Origin of the sequence: Corynebacterium sp. KPL4072 (assembly GCF_037908395.1) — a bacterium.
In the GTDB taxonomy this organism is placed as follows: domain Bacteria; phylum Actinomycetota; class Actinomycetes; order Mycobacteriales; family Mycobacteriaceae; genus Corynebacterium; species Corynebacterium kefirresidentii.
Genome location: NZ_JBBMGE010000002.1, coordinates 26,834 through 43,601 on the forward strand (window position 1 = coordinate 26,834; position 16,768 = coordinate 43,601).

Consider the following 16,768-nt stretch of genomic DNA (forward strand, 5'->3'; position numbering starts at 1 on the left):
TGACTAAAGCCGCCTCCCAGCCCTTAATGGGTAATGGGAGGCGGCTTTGGCGTATCTTCTGTACCCCACGTGCGATAATGGGCGGCGTGAGTACTCAAGCTGATACCAATGCAGTCATCACCACCAGCGGGCCGGATAAGCCTGGGGTCTCGGCGGCCTTTTTCCGCGTTCTGGCGGCCCATAACGCCACGCTTGTCGACGTCGAACAAGCCATCTTTTCCGGCCGCATTACCCTCGCTGCCCATACCCTCATTCCCGGGGCGCGCGCCGAGCAAATTGCACAGGGGCTGCGCAATACCTTGAGCATTTACGGTCAGCAGGTATCTGTAGACCTGCGGGAGGAAAAATCCACCGCTCGAGCCCGCTCGAGCTATGTGGTGGTCCTCATGGGCACGCAGGTTACCGCCCATCACATGGAGGAAGTTGCCCGCGTACTGGCCAACTTCGATGCCAATATCGATCGCATCCGCGGGCTTTCAACCTCTCCGTTGACCGGGCTGGAGCTTTTCCTATCTCTCGATGGTTCCGCCGCACCTGTGCGCCAGGCATTAGCGGAGCTGGCGCAGCAGATCGGCATCGATATCGCCATTGAACCCGCGGGCCTGGGTCGGCGTTCCAAGCGTTTGGTGTGCTTCGACTGCGATAGCACCCTCATTCAAGGCGAGGTCATCGAGATGCTGGCCGCCCATGCGGGAAAGGAGAACGAGGTTGCCGCAGTAACAGCCCGGGCCATGCGCGGGGAGCTGGACTTTGAGGCTTCCCTGCGTGAGCGCGTCGCCGTGCTGGAAGGGCTGGATGCCGCCATTATCGATGAGGTGGCCCGCGATATTCAATTGACTCCGGGCGCCCGGGAAACCATCGCCACGTTGAATCGCATTGGCTACCGCACTGCGGTGGTCTCCGGCGGATTCATCCAAGTATTAGAGGGCCTAGCTGCGGAGATGGAATTGGACTATGTGCGCGCCAATACCTTGGAGATCGCAGATGGGAAGCTCACCGGCCGGGTGACCGGCACGGTGGTTGACCGCAAAGCGAAGGAGGAATTCCTCCGGGAGTTCGCTGCGGATTCCGGGGTGAGTATGCAGCAGACGGTGGCCGTGGGCGATGGCGCCAATGACATCGATATGATTTCTGCTGCTGGGCTGGGGATTGCCTTCAATGCTAAACCAGCCCTGCAGGAAGTGGCAGATACCTCTGTGAACCACCGGCGGTTGGATGAGGTCCTGCAAATTTTGGGTATTCCGGCCGAGGAGGTTGTTGATGAATAAATTCGACAGAGCGCATCAGCGTTTGGTGGAAGCCTGTGATTCACGCTCCTGGCGCGATGATCCCGAGAACCCAGATGATCCGGCCACGATTCAAGCTATGCAGATTGCGCTTAATCTGCCGAAGCAGGAGCCGCCGACACGTACGGCGGTGCTAGAAGCGGCCGCGCGCGCTGTGGTGGCGGTGTGCCTCGACGAGCGCGCGGGCGAGGACGGCGCCTTCGCGCAGGCGCTGGGGCAGTGGTATGGCCACCGCATCCGCAAGATCGCCCGCCGCGCGCGCAATAAAGCGTGGCGCGATGTACAAAGCCTGCCCGGCGTGACCGTAGCGGACCGCGCCCGCGCTTTTGCGCCCTCGGCCGTAGCAGAGGTGGATCCTCTCATTGCCAAGCTGCAGATCGGCCACACCGACCTTGCCTATGACGAACCCGGAGCCCCGCTTAGCGATGCCCCCGTTATCTACGTCGACCGCAGCCTCGACATGTCTGCGGGCAAAGTCGCGGCACAGGTAGGCCACGGCTCGATGATGCTGGCCGCTGCGATGTCGGTGGATGAAGCACGCGACTGGGCAGAAACTGACTTTCGGCTTTCGGTGCGCGAGGTTTCCGCGACGGATTTTCGCACCGCCTGCGCACAGGACGGCGCCGTGGTCATCGTTGACGCCGGCTTTACGGAAATCGCGCCAGACTCGGCTACCGTGTGCGCCCTGCGGCGACCAATCGCTTAAGCGCACCCCGGACCGTGCTCGCGTCAGTGGTCTGCCAAAAGCGCGGCATGGAGGCCTTGAGGAAGCTGCCGTAGCGCTTATACTCCAGGCGGTTATCAAGCACGGCGACCACGCCGCGATCGGTCACGTGGCGCAGCAGACGGCCGGCTCCCTGCGCCATCAGCAAGGCGGCGTGATTGGCGGAGACCTCCATGAACCCGGAGCGGCCGGCGGCATCGGCTGCTTGGGCGCGCGCCTGCATGAGGGGATCGTCTGGGCGAGGGAATGGAATGCGGTCGATGATGACCAGCGAGCACGCCGGCCCTGGCACGTCCACGCCCTGCCATAGGGTAAGCGTTCCGAAGAGGCAGGAGTTTTCCTTCTGCGAGAATTTCTCTACTAGCGCACCGATGGAATCTTCGCCCTGCACGAAGAGGTCAAACGGGATACGGGGTTTGAGCGCGGCGGCTGCTTCTTCCGCGGCCCGGCGAGAGGAAAACAATCCGAGAGTGCGCCCGCCGGCGGCCATGATGAGCTCATAGATCTCCTCGATCGATTCTTTAGACAGCCCATCGCGGCCCGGAGCGGGCAGATGCTTGGCGGTGTATAAAATGCCGGATTTGGCTGGGTCGAAGGGCGTGCCCGCGTCCAAGGTGTCATAGGTGCCGCTCGGCATGCCCCACTGTGCGGCCATAGCATCAAAGCGGCCGCCGAGGGCGAGAGTGGCCGAGGTAAGCACAACAGTTTGTTCCCCAAAGAGGTTCTCGCGCAGCATGTGGGCGATGGACAGGGGTGCCACGGCGAGGGTTTCGGCGTCGCTGCGCGGATCGCGTTCGAGCCAGACTACGTCGTCCTGCTTGGCTGGGTCATCGGTGGCGAAGACCTCCAGCATGCGTGATACGGCTTGCGCGAGGTCGGAGAGGTGGTTGCTTAAGTTTTGGCGCTCGGCGTTCTTTTCTGGGTCATCGGTGGCCTCGCCTTCGGGGGCGCGTGAAACGAGAGACTTAACGCGCAGGAACTCTTCGGCAAGCGCGCGCAGGTGGCCCTGCGAAGTTTCATCCAAGTCGGTCCACCGCCCGGGCTCCTGGATTTTCATCAGGTCATCGAATTCCTCGGCCAGATCCGAAAGATTGCCGGCATTGCCTAAGGACTTCGCGCGGTTGGCGGCCATCTTGATGGCGCGGGTAGTAATCTCCGCGGTGGACACGGAGGTGATCCGGCCGTCGAGCTCGTGGGCCTCATCGATAATGGCCACGTCGTGTTCGGGCAAAATATTTGCCTCAGAGATAGCGTCGATGGCCAGCATGGCGTGGTTGGTGACCACGATATCGACGTCGGCAGCCGCCCGGCGAGCCTCTTCCGCAAAACAGTCTGGCCCGTGCGGGCAACGCGAAGCCCCCAAACACTCGTTTGACGTTACCGACACCGCCCGCCACACCAGGTCCGGTACACCTGGCTCGAGGTCATCGCGGTCACCAGTTTCGGTTTCCTGTGCCCACTCGTGGATGCGGCGCACGGCCTTGCCGCGGCGGGAGATTTCGGATTCGTCGATAAGAGCTTCCGGATCATCCGGGGTCGCCGCAATCTTATTCATGCACAAGTAGTTATTGCGGCCCTTCATGATGGCGAAGGTAGGAGTGCGCTCCATAACAGGGGCAAGGGCCTTCGTGAGCCGGGGCAGATCGCGCTCCACCAGCTGGCGCTGCAATGCCAGGGTAGCGGTGGAGACGATGACGGTGGACCCTGAGTTCATTGCATGCCGGATAGCCGGGACTAGGTAGGCCAGCGACTTACCGGTGCCGGTACCGGCCTGCACTGCTAAGTGGCGCTCCTTATCGAGCGCGGCCGCGACGGCCGTGGCCATGCGCACCTGGCCTTCGCGCTGGCTGCCACCCAACGCAGCAACGGCCTTGTCCAGCAGCGTTTCCGTGTCGAGGTTTAGGGGCTCATCTGCGTGCTCACTCACCCCACACAGTCTAGCGGTCTACTTTTTAAACCCCACCATCCGCGTAGGCACGGCCGCTTCATCGCGGGAGAGCGCTAGGCCTTCCCACGGCAGGGTCTTGCGGGCTTGGTTCAAATATTCCCGGGAGGCATGCAGATCCGGCAGGTCGTCAACGATGTGTCCATCGCGCATGAGCGGAATGGTCATCTCGTGGGTGTCGAGCTGACCGGTATCCGGCGCTGGTGCGTCAAAGGGGTAAACGATTTCCTCCACGGCCACGCCAGAGGAACGGTAGGTGCGCAGCGCGCGCTTGGCACCGCCGACGGACTGCTTGGAAGTAGAGCGCTTGGCCACTGGGATGCCGTCTACTTCTACGACCTTGTAGACCATGCCGGCGGTGGGTGCGCCAGCCCCGGTTGCCACAGACGTACCGACGCCGTAGACGTCTACCGGATCGCCGCGCAGGCCGGCGATAGCGAACTCGTCGAGGTCGGAAGAGACCACGATATTGGTGTTGTGGTTGCCCAAATCATCCAGCTGTTTGCGCACGCGGCGGGTAACGGCGCCCAAGTCACCGGAATCTATGCGGACCCCACCTAGCTGCGGGCCACCTACTTTCACTGCGGTTTCTACGCCCTTGGTGATGTCATAGGTATCTACGAGCAGCGTGGTGTCCACGCCTAGGGTGTCGATCTGGGAGCGGAAGGCGGCCTCTTCGTTCGGAGTGCCATCCGGGTTCGTGTGCGCCAAAGTCCAGGAGTGGGCCGCGGTACCGGAGACAGGGATGCCGTAGCGGTAGCCCGCCTCCAAATTGGAGGTGGCTTCGAAGCCAGCCAGGTAGGCTGCGCGGGCGGCGGTTACCGCCGCATACTCGTGGGTGCGGCGCGAACCCATCTCGATAATCGGGCGGCCATCGGCAGCCGTGACCATGCGGGAGGCGGCCGAGGCCACCGCGGAATCGGCATTCATGATGGACAAAATAACGGTCTCCAAAATGAGGCACTCTCCAAAGGTGCCGCGCACCGTCAAGATGGGGGAGTTGGGGAAATAGAGTTCACCCTCGCGGTAGCCGTCAATCTGCCCAGAAAAGCGGTAGTGACGCAGGTATTCCTTGGTTTTCTCATCCAGGAAGTCCATCTCTGCCAATTGATTGGCTGAAAAGCGGAAATCCTCCACCGCCCGCAGGACCCGCTCGGTGCCGGCAACCACGCCGTAGCGGCGCTCATTGGGCAGACGGCGGCCGAATACCTCGCAGGTGACCTGGCGGTTTGCCGAGCCGTCTCGCAGCGCGGCCTGGAGCATAGTGAGCTCGTATTTATCCGTCAGTAAAGCGGTGGAGCGATCATTAGGAATAGCTTTGTCATTCACGTGAGTGATAATACCCACTGACTAGGTGTTTTTCAGAGGTTTAGATTCTTTGGACCTAGATTGTCCGCAGCTAGATCGGGCTGGCCCACAATAAATCCCCAAAAGTGGTTAGGCTAGAAAGCATGAAGGCGCAATTTCCCGTAGTCCGCATGAGCTCTCCTATGGCTACGCCCGAATTGGACGAAGAAATCGACGTAGATGTGGCCACGAGCGAGAACCTCCCGTGGATGTGCATCGTGTGGGATGACCCAGTCAACCTCATGAGCTACGTGTCCTATGTATTCCAAACGGTTTTGGGATACGACAAGAAGCGGGCCAATGAACTTATGATGCAGGTCCATACTGAGGGCAAGGCCGCCGTGTCCAGCGGCGAGCGCGACAAGATTGAAGCGGACGTGAAAAAGCTCCAGATCGCTGGTCTGTGGGCGACGATGCAGCAGGCAGGTTAACTAGATGCAACCGTGGAAGAAAAAGAAGTCCCTTATGCGCGCGCCAAAAATTACGGCTGTCTTCGAGCCGATGGAGCGCGAGGTTTTGGGAGATCTCACCGCTACCGTCTCTGAGGCCATCATCGGGCGCGCCCAGTCCGCACCTAAGGATGAGCTAGCAGAGATGCTGGATATGCCTACTGGGCATACGGAAGCCCCAGAAGATCCTTCACTGGCCCGCCTCTTTCCAGACTTTGAAATGCCCGGCGATGAGGAATACGAAGGCGATGCTTCTTTGCTGCGTTCGCTGCACGAAAATGACATTGCGCGCGCCAAATTGGAAAACCTCCAGGTGATCGGCACGGCTCTCGGCCCCACCGGTGGGGTAGAGGTCAGCATTAATGAGCAGGAGGCCCACGCCTTCGTTGCCGGCCTAAACGATCTGCGCCTCTACGTTGCGGCGGGCGATGTTTCTGATGACAACCTGATGTTGGACCGCGATAGCCTGGTGGAATGGCTTGCCTTTTGCCAGGATTCGCTACTTCAGGTGCTGATGGATTAATGCTGGGCGGCATTAGCATCGGGCATTTTAGCGGCACCGATACCGGCGTCACGGTGCTCTATTGCGGGCCGGGCGGCGCGCTCGGCAGCGTCGACGTGCGCGGTGGCGGACCAGGCACCCGGGAAACGGATCTCTTGCAGCCACATAATACGGTCGAGCGGGTTCACGCAGTGGTGTTGTCGGGCGGCTCCGCCTTTGGCTTGGCAGCCGCGGACGGCGTGATGAATGAGCTGGCAGAGCAGGGGATTGGCTTCCCGGTCTTTGGCGAGGAAAAACCCGGTCCGCGTGTGCCCATCGTTCCCGGTGCCGTCATTTTTGACCTCTTGGTCGGGCCTTCCCGACCCGGGCCGGAAGAGGGCGCGGCCGCGCTCCGAGCCGCGCTGGCGGGCAATGATGAAACCATGGGCACGGTGGGAGCCGGCGTGGGTGCTACCGCCGGCAAGCTGCGGGGTGGCTTCGGCCTAGCTACGCGCCGGGAAGGAAATTACGAGGTTAGCGCCGCGATGGTCGCCAACCCTGTGGGTGAGGTCATCGATCCGCAGTCCGGCCGGCTCTACGGTGCGCCAGGGAGCACCGCGGTCAATGCTGCTGCCTACCGCGCCTTGCCACATCCAGCGGAGTCCAAGCTCAATACCACCATCGGTGCCGTGCTTACCGACGCCCCCGTTAACACTGCCCAAGCCCAGCGCTTGGCCATGACTGCCCACGATGGCATTGCCCGCGCGGTGCGTCCTGCGCATTCACCGTTAGATGGTGACACCATCTTCGCCTTATCCACCGCGCAGCGCCCGGCCGAACTCAGCACGCAGATAATGACCCAGATTTGCGCCGCTGCCGCCGATGCCGTGGAGGAAGCGATTGTCAACGCGGTTACCGCCGCCGAGCCTGGCTTGGGCTTGAGCGTGTACCGCGATCTGCTGGACTAAGATAAGGCGCATTATGACTTCAGGTGGAACATTTAACTACCGGCCGGCGCCCGCGGGCCAGGTCAATCGTGGCGATTCCAAAAACTACACTCGCAGCGGGCGCATCACCACCGGATTTTCTATAGCTTTTGGCTTCCTCGTGGTGGAGTGGGCGGTCCACATTATTAACGCGTTCCTTTTTGGCGGCCAGCTATCTAATTACGGCATTCGCCCGCTGGACTTCAACGGCATCTGGGGCATTTTTACCGCCCCACTGCTGCATGCAAACTTTGAGCACCTCATGTCCAATTCGGTGCCCGGCGCCATTTTCTGCTTCCTTATCGGCCTGTCCGGCCGCAAGGCTTGGTGGGAAGTTACCCTGATTACCACTCTGGTCGCAGGCCTTGGCACGTGGTTCATTGGTGGCCCCGGTACCTCCCACATCGGGGCGTCCAGTTTGGTCTATGGCTGGCTGGCATATCTGATTGTGCGCGGTATCTTCAATCGATCGCTCATCCAGACCATTTTGGGCATTGTTCTCGGCTTTGCCTATTCCGGCTTGGTGTGGGGCGTGCTGCCCGTCTACGAGGGAGTGAGCTGGCAAGGCCACCTTTTCGGCGCCATCGGCGGCATTCTAGCCGGCATGACCATTACCTCGGACGATCCGGTTAAGGCAGTGAAGCGCTAATGCCTACCGCAACCTCTCCAATTGGCATCTTTGATTCCGGCGTGGGCGGGCTCACCGTGGCACGCGCAGTGATGGAACAGCTGCCGCAGGAATCCGTCATCTATACCGGCGATACTGCCCATAGCCCCTACGGTCCGCGGCCCATCTCAGAAGTCCGCGCCTTTTCTCAGGACGTGGCAGATCGGCTGGTGGAACGCGGCTGCAAGATGTTGGTCATAGCGTGCAATACCGCCACAGCCGCCTTCTTGCATGATGCGCGTGAACGCTACGATATCCCCATCGTGGAGGTTATCCGTCCCGCGGTGCGCCGCGCCATGTCCACCACGCGCAACGGAAAAATTGGCGTCATCGGCACCGAAGGCACCATCAAATCCGGCGCCTATCAGGACCTTTTTGCGCTCAATCCGAAGGTACAGGCTTTCGCTACCGCCTGCCCGGATTTTGTTCCTTTTGTAGAGCGTGGCATTACCGCCGGCCGCCAGATCCTCGGCGTCGCTGAGGGCTATTTGGCCCCGCTCCAAGCACAAGGAGTAGACACGCTGGTCTTGGGCTGTACGCACTATCCGCTGTTGACCGGCATCATCCAGCTAGCTATGGGAGATAATGTCTCGCTGGTGACATCTTCGGAGGAAACCACCAAGGACGTTATGCGGATTCTCACGGAAACCGATATGTTGGCCCCCGCAGATACTCAGCCGGTCCACACCTTTGAATCGACCGGTGACCCGGAAGCCTTTGCCCGCCTTGCCACACGCTTTCTCGGCCCGCGGATTGCATAAGTAGGTGCAAATTTCTCCCCCGTTTGCACGTTGAGTACGCATGCGGGGCGATTTCATGGAACTATTGAGCCCATGAAGCTGACCATCTTAGGCTGCTCCGGTAGCGTCCCCACCGCCCAGAACCCCGCCTCCGGCTATTTGCTGTCCTTCGATAATGCGCCGTCCATCGTCCTCGATATGGGCCCTGGCACCTTAGCGCAGCTGGAACAGCAGCAGGATCCTTGCGATGCGCACGTGGCTTTTAGTCACCTGCATGCCGATCACTGCCTGGATTTCCCCTCTCTGATGGTGTGGCGCCGCTTCCATCCCACGGCGCCCGCGGCCTCAAGAAATATGTGCTTCGGGCCGGAGGCTACGCCGACGCACCTGGGCCGCCTGTCTTCCGATGAGGTCGATGGCATCGATGACATGTCCGATACCTTCGCCTTTAGCGCATGGGAGCCGGGCGAGCGCCAGCTTGTCGACGATGTATATATCACTCCCTTCCCGGTCACCCACCCGGTAGAGGCCTATGCTTTGCGCGTGGAACATACTAAGACGGGCCAGACCATCACCTACTCCGGTGATTCTTCATATACGCCCGCGCTTGTCGACGCCGCACGGGGCGCCGACATTTTCCTCTGTGAGGCAGCCTGGGGCGCGAGCTCGGAGGGGATGGCACCGGATATGCATATGTCGGGCGCGGAAGCTGGCAGGGCGGCGCGCGAGGCGGGCGTGGGCAAGCTCGTGCTCATTCACATCCAACCGTGGGGCGATGCCCAAGCTACCTTGGAGGCCGCTCGCTCCGAATTCGACGGTGAGATTATCCTCGGCGCCGCGGGTATGGAGTTCTAAGATACGCTGGACGGCATGACTGAATTTACTCGTGCCGATGGGCGCGCGCTGGACCAGATGCGCAGCGTCCGCGTTACCCGCAATTTCACTACCAACCCTGCCGGCTCCGTGCTGGTGGAGTTTGGCAATACCCGCGTCATGTGCACCGCATCCGTGGAATATGGCGTGCCGCGCTTCAAGCGCGATTCCGGTGAAGGCTGGCTTACCGCCGAGTACGCCATGCTGCCTTCCGCCACCCACGATCGCATGCCGCGCGAATCCATGAAGGGCAAGGTCAAGGGCCGCACGCATGAAATTTCTCGCCTCGTCGGCCGCTCCCTGCGCGCCGCAGTGGACTTGGAGGAGCTAGGGGAGAACACCATTCAGCTCGATTGCGACGTCCTCCAGGCTGATGGCGGCACCCGCACTGCCTCTATCACCGGCGCCTATGTTGCGCTGGCTGACGCCATCGCACACCTCAAGGCCGAGGGCGTCGTCCCCGGCGAGCCGCTGCTCGATCCCATCGCTGCGGTCTCGGTAGGCATTATTGATGGTGAAATCTGCCTTGATCTGCCTTATGAGGAGGATTCCCGCGCCGAGGTCGACCTCAACGTAGTAATGCAGGAATCCGGCGACTTCGTTGAAATCCAGGGCACCGGTGAGCACGGTCTCTTTGGCCGGGAGGAGCTCAACGAGATGCTCGACGTAGCGCAGAAGGGCTGCCGCGAACTCATCGCCGCACAGAAGGCGGCGCTGGGGTGGTAATTCTCGTCGCATCTAATAACCCTAAGAAGCTCGGCGAGCTGGAACGGATTCTGGTTGATGCCGGCATCGAGGGCGTCGAGCTGCGCCCGCTTTCCGCCGTGGAACCTTATCCAGAACCGGTAGAAGATGGCCGCACTTTTGCCGATAATGCGCTCATCAAGGCCCGTGCTGGCGTGGCCGCTACCGGTTATGCCACCGTGGCGGATGATTCGGGCCTCGCTATCGAAGAGCTCAACGGCATGCCCGGCGTGCTTTCCGCCCGTTGGTCCGGCCAGCACGGCAATGACCAGGCCAATAATGACTTAGTCTTGGCGCAGATGGCCGATGTCCCTGATGAGCGCCGTGCCGCAGCCTTTGTCTCGGTCTGCGCGCTCGTCACGCCCGAAGGCGCAGAGCACGTGGCCGAGGGCCGCTGGGAAGGCCGCTTCTTGCGCGAGCCGCGCGGGGAAAACGGCTTTGGTTATGACCCGCTCTTCCAGCCGGAAGGCGAGTCCCGATCGGCTGCAGAGATGTTCCCAGAAGAAAAGAACGCGGTCTCGCATCGCGGCCGCGCTCTTAGTCAACTTGTCCCCGCCATCGCGGAGCTTGTTCACAACTCTTAGAGTTGGAACTCCTCCGTGATTTCCTTGCGGCGCTTGTGCTCCATCCAGAAGGACAGGAAGGGCACCACGCCCGCAAGGGCGGTGGTAAAGAGCTTGCCCACCGGCCACAGCGCGCGCGGGCCGAGGATGAGGATGGACAGCAGGTAGGTCATGTACGCGATGCCGTGCACGATCGCGATATAGGTGGCCCACTCGGGGATATCCATGCCAATGATGTACTGGCAGACCATGCGGATGACCAGGATGATCAAGAAGATACCGGTCACAGTGGCCGCGATGGAGAAAAACTTCAAGGGTCCGCGGATGCGGGCTTGGCGGGCGGGGTGAACTTTATTGGTCATAATCAGCTTTCTTCATTCTCGCCGCGCCGGCGGCGCGGGGTATTCATGGCGTTGAACGTTTCCACATCCATCTGGGGCCGCTGGGGCAAAAAATCCTCATCAATTTTGGTTTCTGCCTGCGGCTGTGTGGGAGTGTCGGCCGGGGCGGTTTTGTCTGTGTCATGCATGTCGCGGGCTTCTTCCTCGGCCGCGAGGCGCTCGTTTTCATAGCGCAGCGTGGTGCGATAGGCATAAACCACGAACACGGCAAACAGTGGCCACTGGAAGGCATAGCCCAGGTTTTGGAAGGTGCCCGAGCCGGAGCGGAAGCGGGTCCATTGCCAATAGGCCAGGAATAGGAAGAGCACGACGAAAAACGCGATGAGGAGGATGTGCCACCATCGCACCTGCACGCGCTTGTTTTTCTGTTCCTCTTGAGTGCTCACGCGTTCCACCCTACCCACCAGCGGCCGGAAAACAGAACACCCCTGGTTTCTGGATTACCCGCCCACCGTGTACACTATGTCAAGTCCCCCGCGCCCGTGGCGGAATTGGCAGACGCGCTAGATTTAGGTTCTAGTGTCTTATGACGTGTGAGTTCAAGTCTCACCGGGCGCACCATAGGCGCCGTCGACCCTCGTGGCCGGCGGCGTTTTCGCATATCACCGTCCGTATTTCACCCTAAGATGGGCATTATGAAAAAGCTGTTTTCCACCCTTATCGCTGTCATTCTCATCGCCGCCCTGGCGGTAGCTGCGGTGGTGGTGTGGCAAGTCCGGGAACCGGTGGACGTGGAGACCGAATCGAGCAATACCAAGGTCATCAAGGCCGTGGAGCGCGAGGAACAAGTGGTGCTCGTCTCCTTGGGGATTGAGGGATTATCGGAGGAGTCCGCCACCAGCACGCTGTGGAATTGGCAGGTCCCAGGCAGTGAGCGTACCCAATACATCAAGTACTCCTACCGCGCGAAGCTCGGCATTGAAGGATCCCGGGTGCACGTAGAAGAGGAATCCCCGCACCATTTCCGCGTGCAGGTCCCCGAGTTCATTTTCATTGGCCACTCGGATGAGAACTTCGAAACCGCGGTGGACGATAATGGCGCGCTGAGCTGGATTACCCCGGATATCGATAAAGCGGAAACCATCACCAAGATTCTGGATGAGGACAAAAAGAAAAAGGACATCGCGGATAATCGCGATGTCCTCCAAAGCCAGGCCAAGCAGTTCTACACCGGCATTATTTCCGGCGTGGACCCGGAGGCTGAGGTAGATTTTTCCTTCCGTTAGCTAGTCCACCTCGGTGAACTTGCGGTCCCAGGAAGAACGGACCGGGTTGGCATCGGCTAGCAAGATATCGAAGCGGTCGTTGGCAATCTCTACGATCTCACCCAGCGCGGTGCGGTACTCCTGCTCTGGGGAGTTAGCCAGCCTGCGTACGCCGGCGTCAATGACGCGGTCAACGGTGTCATTGGTATCCAGATAAGCCACAAAGGGCATATCGAAGCGCTCGCGGTAGGCGGCGGAAAGCTCGGTAATGCGCTCGGTCTGCACATCATCCAAGTCGGTTAGCCCCAAGGAGCCGCGGTCGGCGGAGATGGTGGCGGCTTCGTCGGCGTCGGCAAGCAGCAGCTCATCCATGGCAGGGTAATCGTGGATGAGGGCAGCACGGCGGGAATCATCCGCGGTCAGCACGGCTACCTGAATGGCGGCGCGCAGCTCATTGACATCGCTGAAAGGCCGCGACTCCCACGCCAGTTCGAGCGGCCACGTCTCGTTATTGAACAGCGGGCGCAGCGCGGAGACGAATTCCTCGCGGGAGGCATTGTTGAGCTGCTGTAGGCTTACGCTCTTGCCGACGGCCCGAGACACCTGCGTGCCCTGCTTTCCCCCGGTGTGGAAGAACAGCAGGTTAAGCACGATGGCGGTAATGGCGCCGATGGACATGCCGGAGGAGACGAAGGTTTGCGCCCACTCCGGGAAGGCCGTGGCGATATCCGGCTTGAAGGTCACCAGCATGGCCAAGCCGAGCGCGGAAGTGACGATGACGGAATTGCGGCCATCGGAAAGATCGGCCTTGGCGATGGTCTGTAGGCCCACCCACGCTACGTTGGCGAAAAGCGCCAGGGAGGCGCCGCCAAGCACAGGGGAGGGGATGGCGGCCACGACCGCACCGGCCTTGGGCAAAATGCCCAATACCATCATGAATCCGGCGGCAGCCACGGCCACCCAGCGCGATTTCACGCTGGTCAGGCGGACCAGACCGACGTTTTGTGCAAAGCAGGTATACGGGAAGGAGTTCATTACGCCGCCCACCAGGGTGGAAAGGCCATCGGCGCGGATGGCGCGCACGACATCATCGCGACGGATGCGCTTTTTGACAATCTCGCCGGTGGCAAAGACATCGCCAGTGGTCTCCACCATGGTGATGATCATGACAATGATGAGCGAGAAAATAGCCACCACGTCGAACTTTGGCATGCCGAAGTAGAACGGGGTGGTGATACCGAGAGCGGGGGCGGAGGAGACTTCGCTAAAGGAGGCGTCGCCTAGCACGAGCGCTACGCCCGTACCCAAGACTAGGCCGATGAGCACGGCCAGGGTGCCTAGGAAGCCAGAGGAAAAACGCTGCACCAAAATGATGACCGCGAGCGTGCCAAAACCGTAGAGCAGGTCACGGGTGGCTGGAACTCCCTCGGTGTAATTGACAAAGTCATTGGCCGAAACCCCCAATAGTGAAGTGCCCATCACCAGCAGGACCGAACCGGTGACCACCGGCGGGAAGAAACGCAGCACTTTGCCAAAGACCGGCGCCGCGAAGAAAGTAAACAGGCCGGCGACGATGATGGCGCCATAAATGGTCGGCAGCGAGGCCACCCCGCCTTCGCCGTCGGTTGCGCCCAGGCCAATGGCAATAATCGGGGAGACGGCCGTTGTGGTTACGCCCTGCACGATGGGCAGGCGCACGCCAATGCGCTTGCCGACGCCCATGGACTGAATGATCGTTGCTATGCCACAGGTCAAAAGGTCCGCATTGATGAGGTGGATGGTGGTTTCCGCATCCAGGTTAAGCGAGCCGGCGATGAGCAGTGGAACGATAACCGCCCCGGCATAAAAGGCCAGTACGTGCTGCAAACCCAAGGCGGCTAGTTTGGGGGCGGGTGGGACGGTATCTACTGGATGCTTGGGCTGGGAAGCCACGAAGTCCTCCTTTGTGCGGAAGCGAAGCTGAACGGGTTTAACAGTAGAGGTTCGTGCAGGTAGCGGCCAAAAAATCGGGGTGATGAGGAACACGTTCGGGGCTAGTTCACCCCCGATCTAAGACGTACGTGCGTTCTGCATGAAATCACTAACCAGCGAAACAACACGACCGGTTTATTTTTAGCCTTTCCAACGTCTGCTGAACTTGTTATTACCGCTGATGTAGTCAACAATTGAGGCCAGAGGGGCTTGGTGCTGTGGCTCGAAAAAGCGGCATTTACCCCTGATAGAAATTCGCCCGAAAGAAGGGAATTATGACTACCGCAACGCAGCCTCAACAGTTTGAAGCGTGGAAGGGATTTGAGTCCGGTCCATGGACCGAGGGCATCAACGTCCGCGACTTCATTCAGCGTAACTACACGCCGTACGACGGCGATTCCAGCTTCCTGGCGGGCCCGACCGAAAAGACCAAGCGCGTCTGGGAGACCCTGGAGAAGAACTACCTGTCCGTCGAGCGCGAAAAGCGCGTCTACGACGTTGACACCCACACCCCGACCGACATTGACGCTTTCCCGGCCGGCTATATCTCAGAGGACGACGACGTTATCGTCGGTCTGCAGACCGATACCCCGCTGAAGCGCGCCATGATGCCGTTCGGTGGCTGGCGCATGGTCAAGCAGGCCATCGGCGAAGCAGGCAAGGAAGTCGACCCTGAGGTGGAGAAGATCTTCACCCGTTACCGCAAGACCCACAACGATGCGGTCTTCGATATCTACACCCCGCGCATCCGCGCTGCTCGTTCATCACACATCATCACCGGTCTGCCGGATGCTTATGGCCGTGGCCGCATCATCGGTGACTACCGCCGCGTGGCTCTCTACGGTGTGGACTACCTGATCGAGGAAAAGCAGGCTTCCCGCGATTCCGTCGCAGACGCTGGCTTCTCTGAGCACTGGGCACGCTTCCGCGAGGAACACTCCGAGCAGATCAAGGCCCTGAAGAAGCTCAAGAAGATGGCTGAGTCCTACGGCTTCGACATCTCCAAGCCGGCTAAGACCGCTCACGAGGCAGTACAGTGGACCTACTTCGGCTACCTGGCATCCATTAAGTCCCAGGATGGCGCCGCAATGTCCATCGGCCGCCTGTCCGCCTTCTTCGATTGCTACTTCGAGCGCGACCTCGCCGCTGGCATCATCACCGAGGAAGACGCCCAGGAAATCATCGACTCCCTGGTTCTCAAGCTGCGCATCGTCCGCTTCCTGCGCACCATCGATTATGACCAGATCTTCTCCGGCGACCCGTACTGGGCAACCTGGTCTGATGCTGGCTTCGGCAACGACGGCCGCCACATGGTCACCAAGACCTCCTTCCGTCTGCTGCAGACCCTGGTAAACCTTGGCCCCTCACCAGAGCCAAATATCACCATTTTCTGGGATCCAAAGCTGCCAGAGGGCTACAAGGAATTCTGTGCCCACATCTCGATTGAGACCTCCTCCATCCAGTACGAGTCTGACCGCCAGATTCGTGAGCAGTGGGGCGACGACGCCGCAATTGCCTGCTGTGTTTCCCCGATGGAAGTGGGCAAGCAGATGCAGTTCTTCGGCGCTCGTGTGAACGCCGCTAAGGCTCTGCTTTACGCCATCAACGGTGGCCGCGATGAGGTAACCGGCAAGCAGGTCGTAGAAGGCTACGAGCCCATCAAGGGCGATGGCCCGCTGGACTTCGATGAAGTTTGGCAGAAGTACGAAGAGATGCTGGACTGGGTTGTTGGCACCTATGTTGAGGCCCTCAACATCATCCACTACTCTCACGACAAGTACGCCTACGAGGCAGTCGAGATGGCGCTGCACGATTCCAATATCGTACGCTCCATGGGCTGCGGCATCGCCGGCCTGTCCATCGTCGCCGACTCCCTGGCTGCTATCAAGTACGCCAAGGTCACTCCGGTCCGTGACGAGACCGGCCTGATTACGGACTACGTCACCGAGGGCGAGTTCCCGTTCTATGGCAACGATGATGACCGCGCCGATGACATCGCCGCAACCATCGTCCACACCGTGATGGAAAAGATTAAGGCCATCCCGATGTACCGCAACGCCATCCCAACCCAGTCCGTGCTGACCATTACCTCGAACGTGGTCTACGGCAAGGCAACAGGCGCCTTCCCGTCGGGCCACAAGGCCGGCACGCCGTTCTCCCCAGGCGCAAACCCTGAAAACGGTGCCGACAGCCACGGCATGGTTGCTTCCATGCTGTCCGTTGGCAAGCTGGATTACAAGGACGCCTTGGACGGCATCTCGCTGACCAACACCATTACTCCTTCCGGATTGGGCCGCACCCCAGAAGAGCGCATCAATAACTTGGTGGGCGTTCTGGATGCCGGCTTCATCATGGAGAAGTAAAAACCACTCAACCCTCAACCATC

Annotated in this window: 17 protein-coding genes and 1 tRNA gene; 13 read left to right on the forward strand and 5 right to left on the reverse strand. The window is 60.3% G+C overall.

Translation table 11 applies throughout. The annotated features are described in order from the left end of the window. Positions 1-77: 77 nt before the first annotated feature. Both serB and WMP97_RS01955 read left to right on the forward strand, forming a co-directional pair. Positions 78-1,268: a phosphoserine phosphatase SerB gene (gene serB / locus WMP97_RS01950; RefSeq protein ID WP_340439686.1), complete on the forward strand. Its 1,191-nt coding sequence runs from the start codon at positions 78-80 to the stop codon at positions 1,266-1,268. After that, positions 1,261-1,992, forward strand: a complete 732-nt coding sequence (locus WMP97_RS01955; RefSeq protein ID WP_239204917.1) for an aminoacyl-tRNA hydrolase — start codon at positions 1,261-1,263, stop codon at positions 1,990-1,992. The genes serB and WMP97_RS01955 overlap by 8 nt, the downstream gene beginning before the upstream one ends. On the opposite strand, the gene WMP97_RS01960 is transcribed toward WMP97_RS01955, so the two are convergent. Together WMP97_RS01960 and WMP97_RS01965 are read right to left on the reverse strand one after the other, a co-directional pair. Beyond that, complete coding sequence (locus tag WMP97_RS01960; RefSeq protein WP_200288694.1) at positions 1,958-3,937, reverse strand: ATP-dependent DNA helicase; 1,980 nt, start codon at positions 3,935-3,937, stop codon at positions 1,958-1,960. The two genes, WMP97_RS01955 and WMP97_RS01960, sit on opposite strands and share 35 nt — an antisense overlap. An 18-nt stretch (positions 3,938-3,955) precedes the next feature. Beyond that, positions 3,956-5,284 carry a nicotinate phosphoribosyltransferase gene (locus WMP97_RS01965; RefSeq protein ID WP_324291865.1) on the reverse strand — a complete coding sequence of 443 codons (1,329 nt, stop codon included), beginning with the start codon at positions 5,282-5,284 and terminating at the stop codon, positions 3,956-3,958. Positions 5,285-5,406: 122 nt separating this feature from the next. Between WMP97_RS01965 and clpS the strand changes: the two genes are divergently transcribed. The 8 genes from clpS to rdgB all read left to right on the forward strand — a co-directional run bounded on the left by clpS (position 5,407) and on the right by rdgB (position 10,826). After that, the gene (gene clpS, locus WMP97_RS01970; RefSeq protein WP_023020860.1) at positions 5,407-5,733 is read left to right on the forward strand and encodes an ATP-dependent Clp protease adapter ClpS; all 327 of its coding nucleotides are present in this window, start codon (positions 5,407-5,409) and stop codon (positions 5,731-5,733) included. Between the two features lie 4 nt (positions 5,734-5,737). Then, positions 5,738-6,274: a DUF2017 domain-containing protein gene (locus WMP97_RS01975; RefSeq protein ID WP_239204919.1), complete on the forward strand. Its 537-nt coding sequence runs from the start codon at positions 5,738-5,740 to the stop codon at positions 6,272-6,274. Further along, positions 6,274-7,200, forward strand: a complete 927-nt coding sequence (locus WMP97_RS01980) for a P1 family peptidase (RefSeq protein ID WP_340439836.1) — start codon at positions 6,274-6,276, stop codon at positions 7,198-7,200. Before WMP97_RS01975 ends, WMP97_RS01980 begins: the two co-directional genes overlap by 1 nt. A gap of 13 nt (positions 7,201-7,213) precedes the next feature. Next, a complete protein-coding gene (locus WMP97_RS01985; RefSeq protein ID WP_023020863.1) occupies positions 7,214-7,867 on the forward strand; it encodes a rhomboid family intramembrane serine protease in 654 nt (217 codons plus the stop codon). Beyond that, positions 7,867-8,646 carry a glutamate racemase gene (gene murI, locus WMP97_RS01990; protein ID WP_023020864.1) on the forward strand — a complete coding sequence of 260 codons (780 nt, stop codon included), beginning with the start codon at positions 7,867-7,869 and terminating at the stop codon, positions 8,644-8,646. Before WMP97_RS01985 ends, murI begins: the two co-directional genes overlap by 1 nt. Positions 8,647-8,718: 72 nt before the next feature. Next, entirely contained in the window at positions 8,719-9,480 is a 762-nt protein-coding gene (locus WMP97_RS01995) for an MBL fold metallo-hydrolase (RefSeq protein ID WP_023020865.1), read from the forward strand. Positions 9,481-9,495: 15 nt separating this feature from the next. Further along, positions 9,496-10,224, forward strand: a complete 729-nt coding sequence (gene rph / locus WMP97_RS02000) for a ribonuclease PH (RefSeq protein ID WP_340439687.1) — start codon at positions 9,496-9,498, stop codon at positions 10,222-10,224. After that, positions 10,218-10,826, forward strand: a complete 609-nt coding sequence (gene rdgB, locus WMP97_RS02005) for an RdgB/HAM1 family non-canonical purine NTP pyrophosphatase (protein ID WP_340439688.1) — start codon at positions 10,218-10,220, stop codon at positions 10,824-10,826. Before rph ends, rdgB begins: the two co-directional genes overlap by 7 nt. On the opposite strand, the gene WMP97_RS02010 is transcribed toward rdgB, so the two are convergent. Together WMP97_RS02010 and WMP97_RS02015 are read right to left on the reverse strand one after the other, a co-directional pair. After that, positions 10,823-11,167 carry a DUF3817 domain-containing protein gene (locus WMP97_RS02010; RefSeq protein WP_023020867.1) on the reverse strand — a complete coding sequence of 115 codons (345 nt, stop codon included), beginning with the start codon at positions 11,165-11,167 and terminating at the stop codon, positions 10,823-10,825. The two genes, rdgB and WMP97_RS02010, sit on opposite strands and share 4 nt — an antisense overlap. A 2-nt stretch (positions 11,168-11,169) precedes the next feature. Continuing rightward, positions 11,170-11,592: a hypothetical protein gene (locus WMP97_RS02015; protein ID WP_316328116.1), complete on the reverse strand. Its 423-nt coding sequence runs from the start codon at positions 11,590-11,592 to the stop codon at positions 11,170-11,172. Positions 11,593-11,682: 90 nt separating this feature from the next. On the opposite strand from WMP97_RS02015, the gene WMP97_RS02020 reads away from it, so the two are divergent. Both WMP97_RS02020 and WMP97_RS02025 read left to right on the forward strand, forming a co-directional pair. After that, a tRNA-Leu gene (locus tag WMP97_RS02020) sits at positions 11,683-11,767 on the forward strand. Between the two features lie 74 nt (positions 11,768-11,841). Next, positions 11,842-12,432: a hypothetical protein gene (locus WMP97_RS02025; RefSeq protein ID WP_239204925.1), complete on the forward strand. Its 591-nt coding sequence runs from the start codon at positions 11,842-11,844 to the stop codon at positions 12,430-12,432. Here WMP97_RS02025 and WMP97_RS02030 read toward each other — a convergent pair whose 3' ends face one another. Next, positions 12,433-14,343, reverse strand: a complete 1,911-nt coding sequence (locus WMP97_RS02030; protein ID WP_340439689.1) for a solute carrier family 23 protein — start codon at positions 14,341-14,343, stop codon at positions 12,433-12,435. Between the two features lie 314 nt (positions 14,344-14,657). Here WMP97_RS02030 and pflB point away from each other — a divergent pair, with 314 nt between their 5' ends. Next, on the forward strand, positions 14,658-16,745 hold the full coding sequence (gene pflB, locus WMP97_RS02035) for a formate C-acetyltransferase (protein ID WP_239270266.1): 2,088 nt from the start codon (positions 14,658-14,660) through the stop codon (positions 16,743-16,745). The last annotated feature ends 23 nt before the right edge of the window (positions 16,746-16,768 follow it).

Coding starts and splice junctions, on each gene's coding strand:
- WMP97_RS02025 (WP_239204925.1), top strand. CDS start 11,842: ATGAAAAAGCTGTTTTCCACCCTTATCGCTGTCATTCTCATCGCCGCC.
- WMP97_RS01975 (WP_239204919.1), top strand. CDS start 5,738: ATGCAACCGTGGAAGAAAAAGAAGTCCCTTATGCGCGCGCCAAAAATT.
- serB (WP_340439686.1), top strand. CDS start 78: ATGGGCGGCGTGAGTACTCAAGCTGATACCAATGCAGTCATCACCACC.
- clpS (WP_023020860.1), top strand. CDS start 5,407: ATGAAGGCGCAATTTCCCGTAGTCCGCATGAGCTCTCCTATGGCTACG.
- WMP97_RS01980 (WP_340439836.1), top strand. CDS start 6,274: ATGCTGGGCGGCATTAGCATCGGGCATTTTAGCGGCACCGATACCGGC.
- rph (WP_340439687.1), top strand. CDS start 9,496: ATGACTGAATTTACTCGTGCCGATGGGCGCGCGCTGGACCAGATGCGC.
- murI (WP_023020864.1), top strand. CDS start 7,867: ATGCCTACCGCAACCTCTCCAATTGGCATCTTTGATTCCGGCGTGGGC.
- WMP97_RS02010 (WP_023020867.1), bottom strand. CDS start 11,167: ATGACCAATAAAGTTCACCCCGCCCGCCAAGCCCGCATCCGCGGACCC.
- WMP97_RS01955 (WP_239204917.1), top strand. CDS start 1,261: ATGAATAAATTCGACAGAGCGCATCAGCGTTTGGTGGAAGCCTGTGAT.
- WMP97_RS01995 (WP_023020865.1), top strand. CDS start 8,719: ATGAAGCTGACCATCTTAGGCTGCTCCGGTAGCGTCCCCACCGCCCAG.
- WMP97_RS01985 (WP_023020863.1), top strand. CDS start 7,214: ATGACTTCAGGTGGAACATTTAACTACCGGCCGGCGCCCGCGGGCCAG.
- pflB (WP_239270266.1), top strand. CDS start 14,658: ATGACTACCGCAACGCAGCCTCAACAGTTTGAAGCGTGGAAGGGATTT.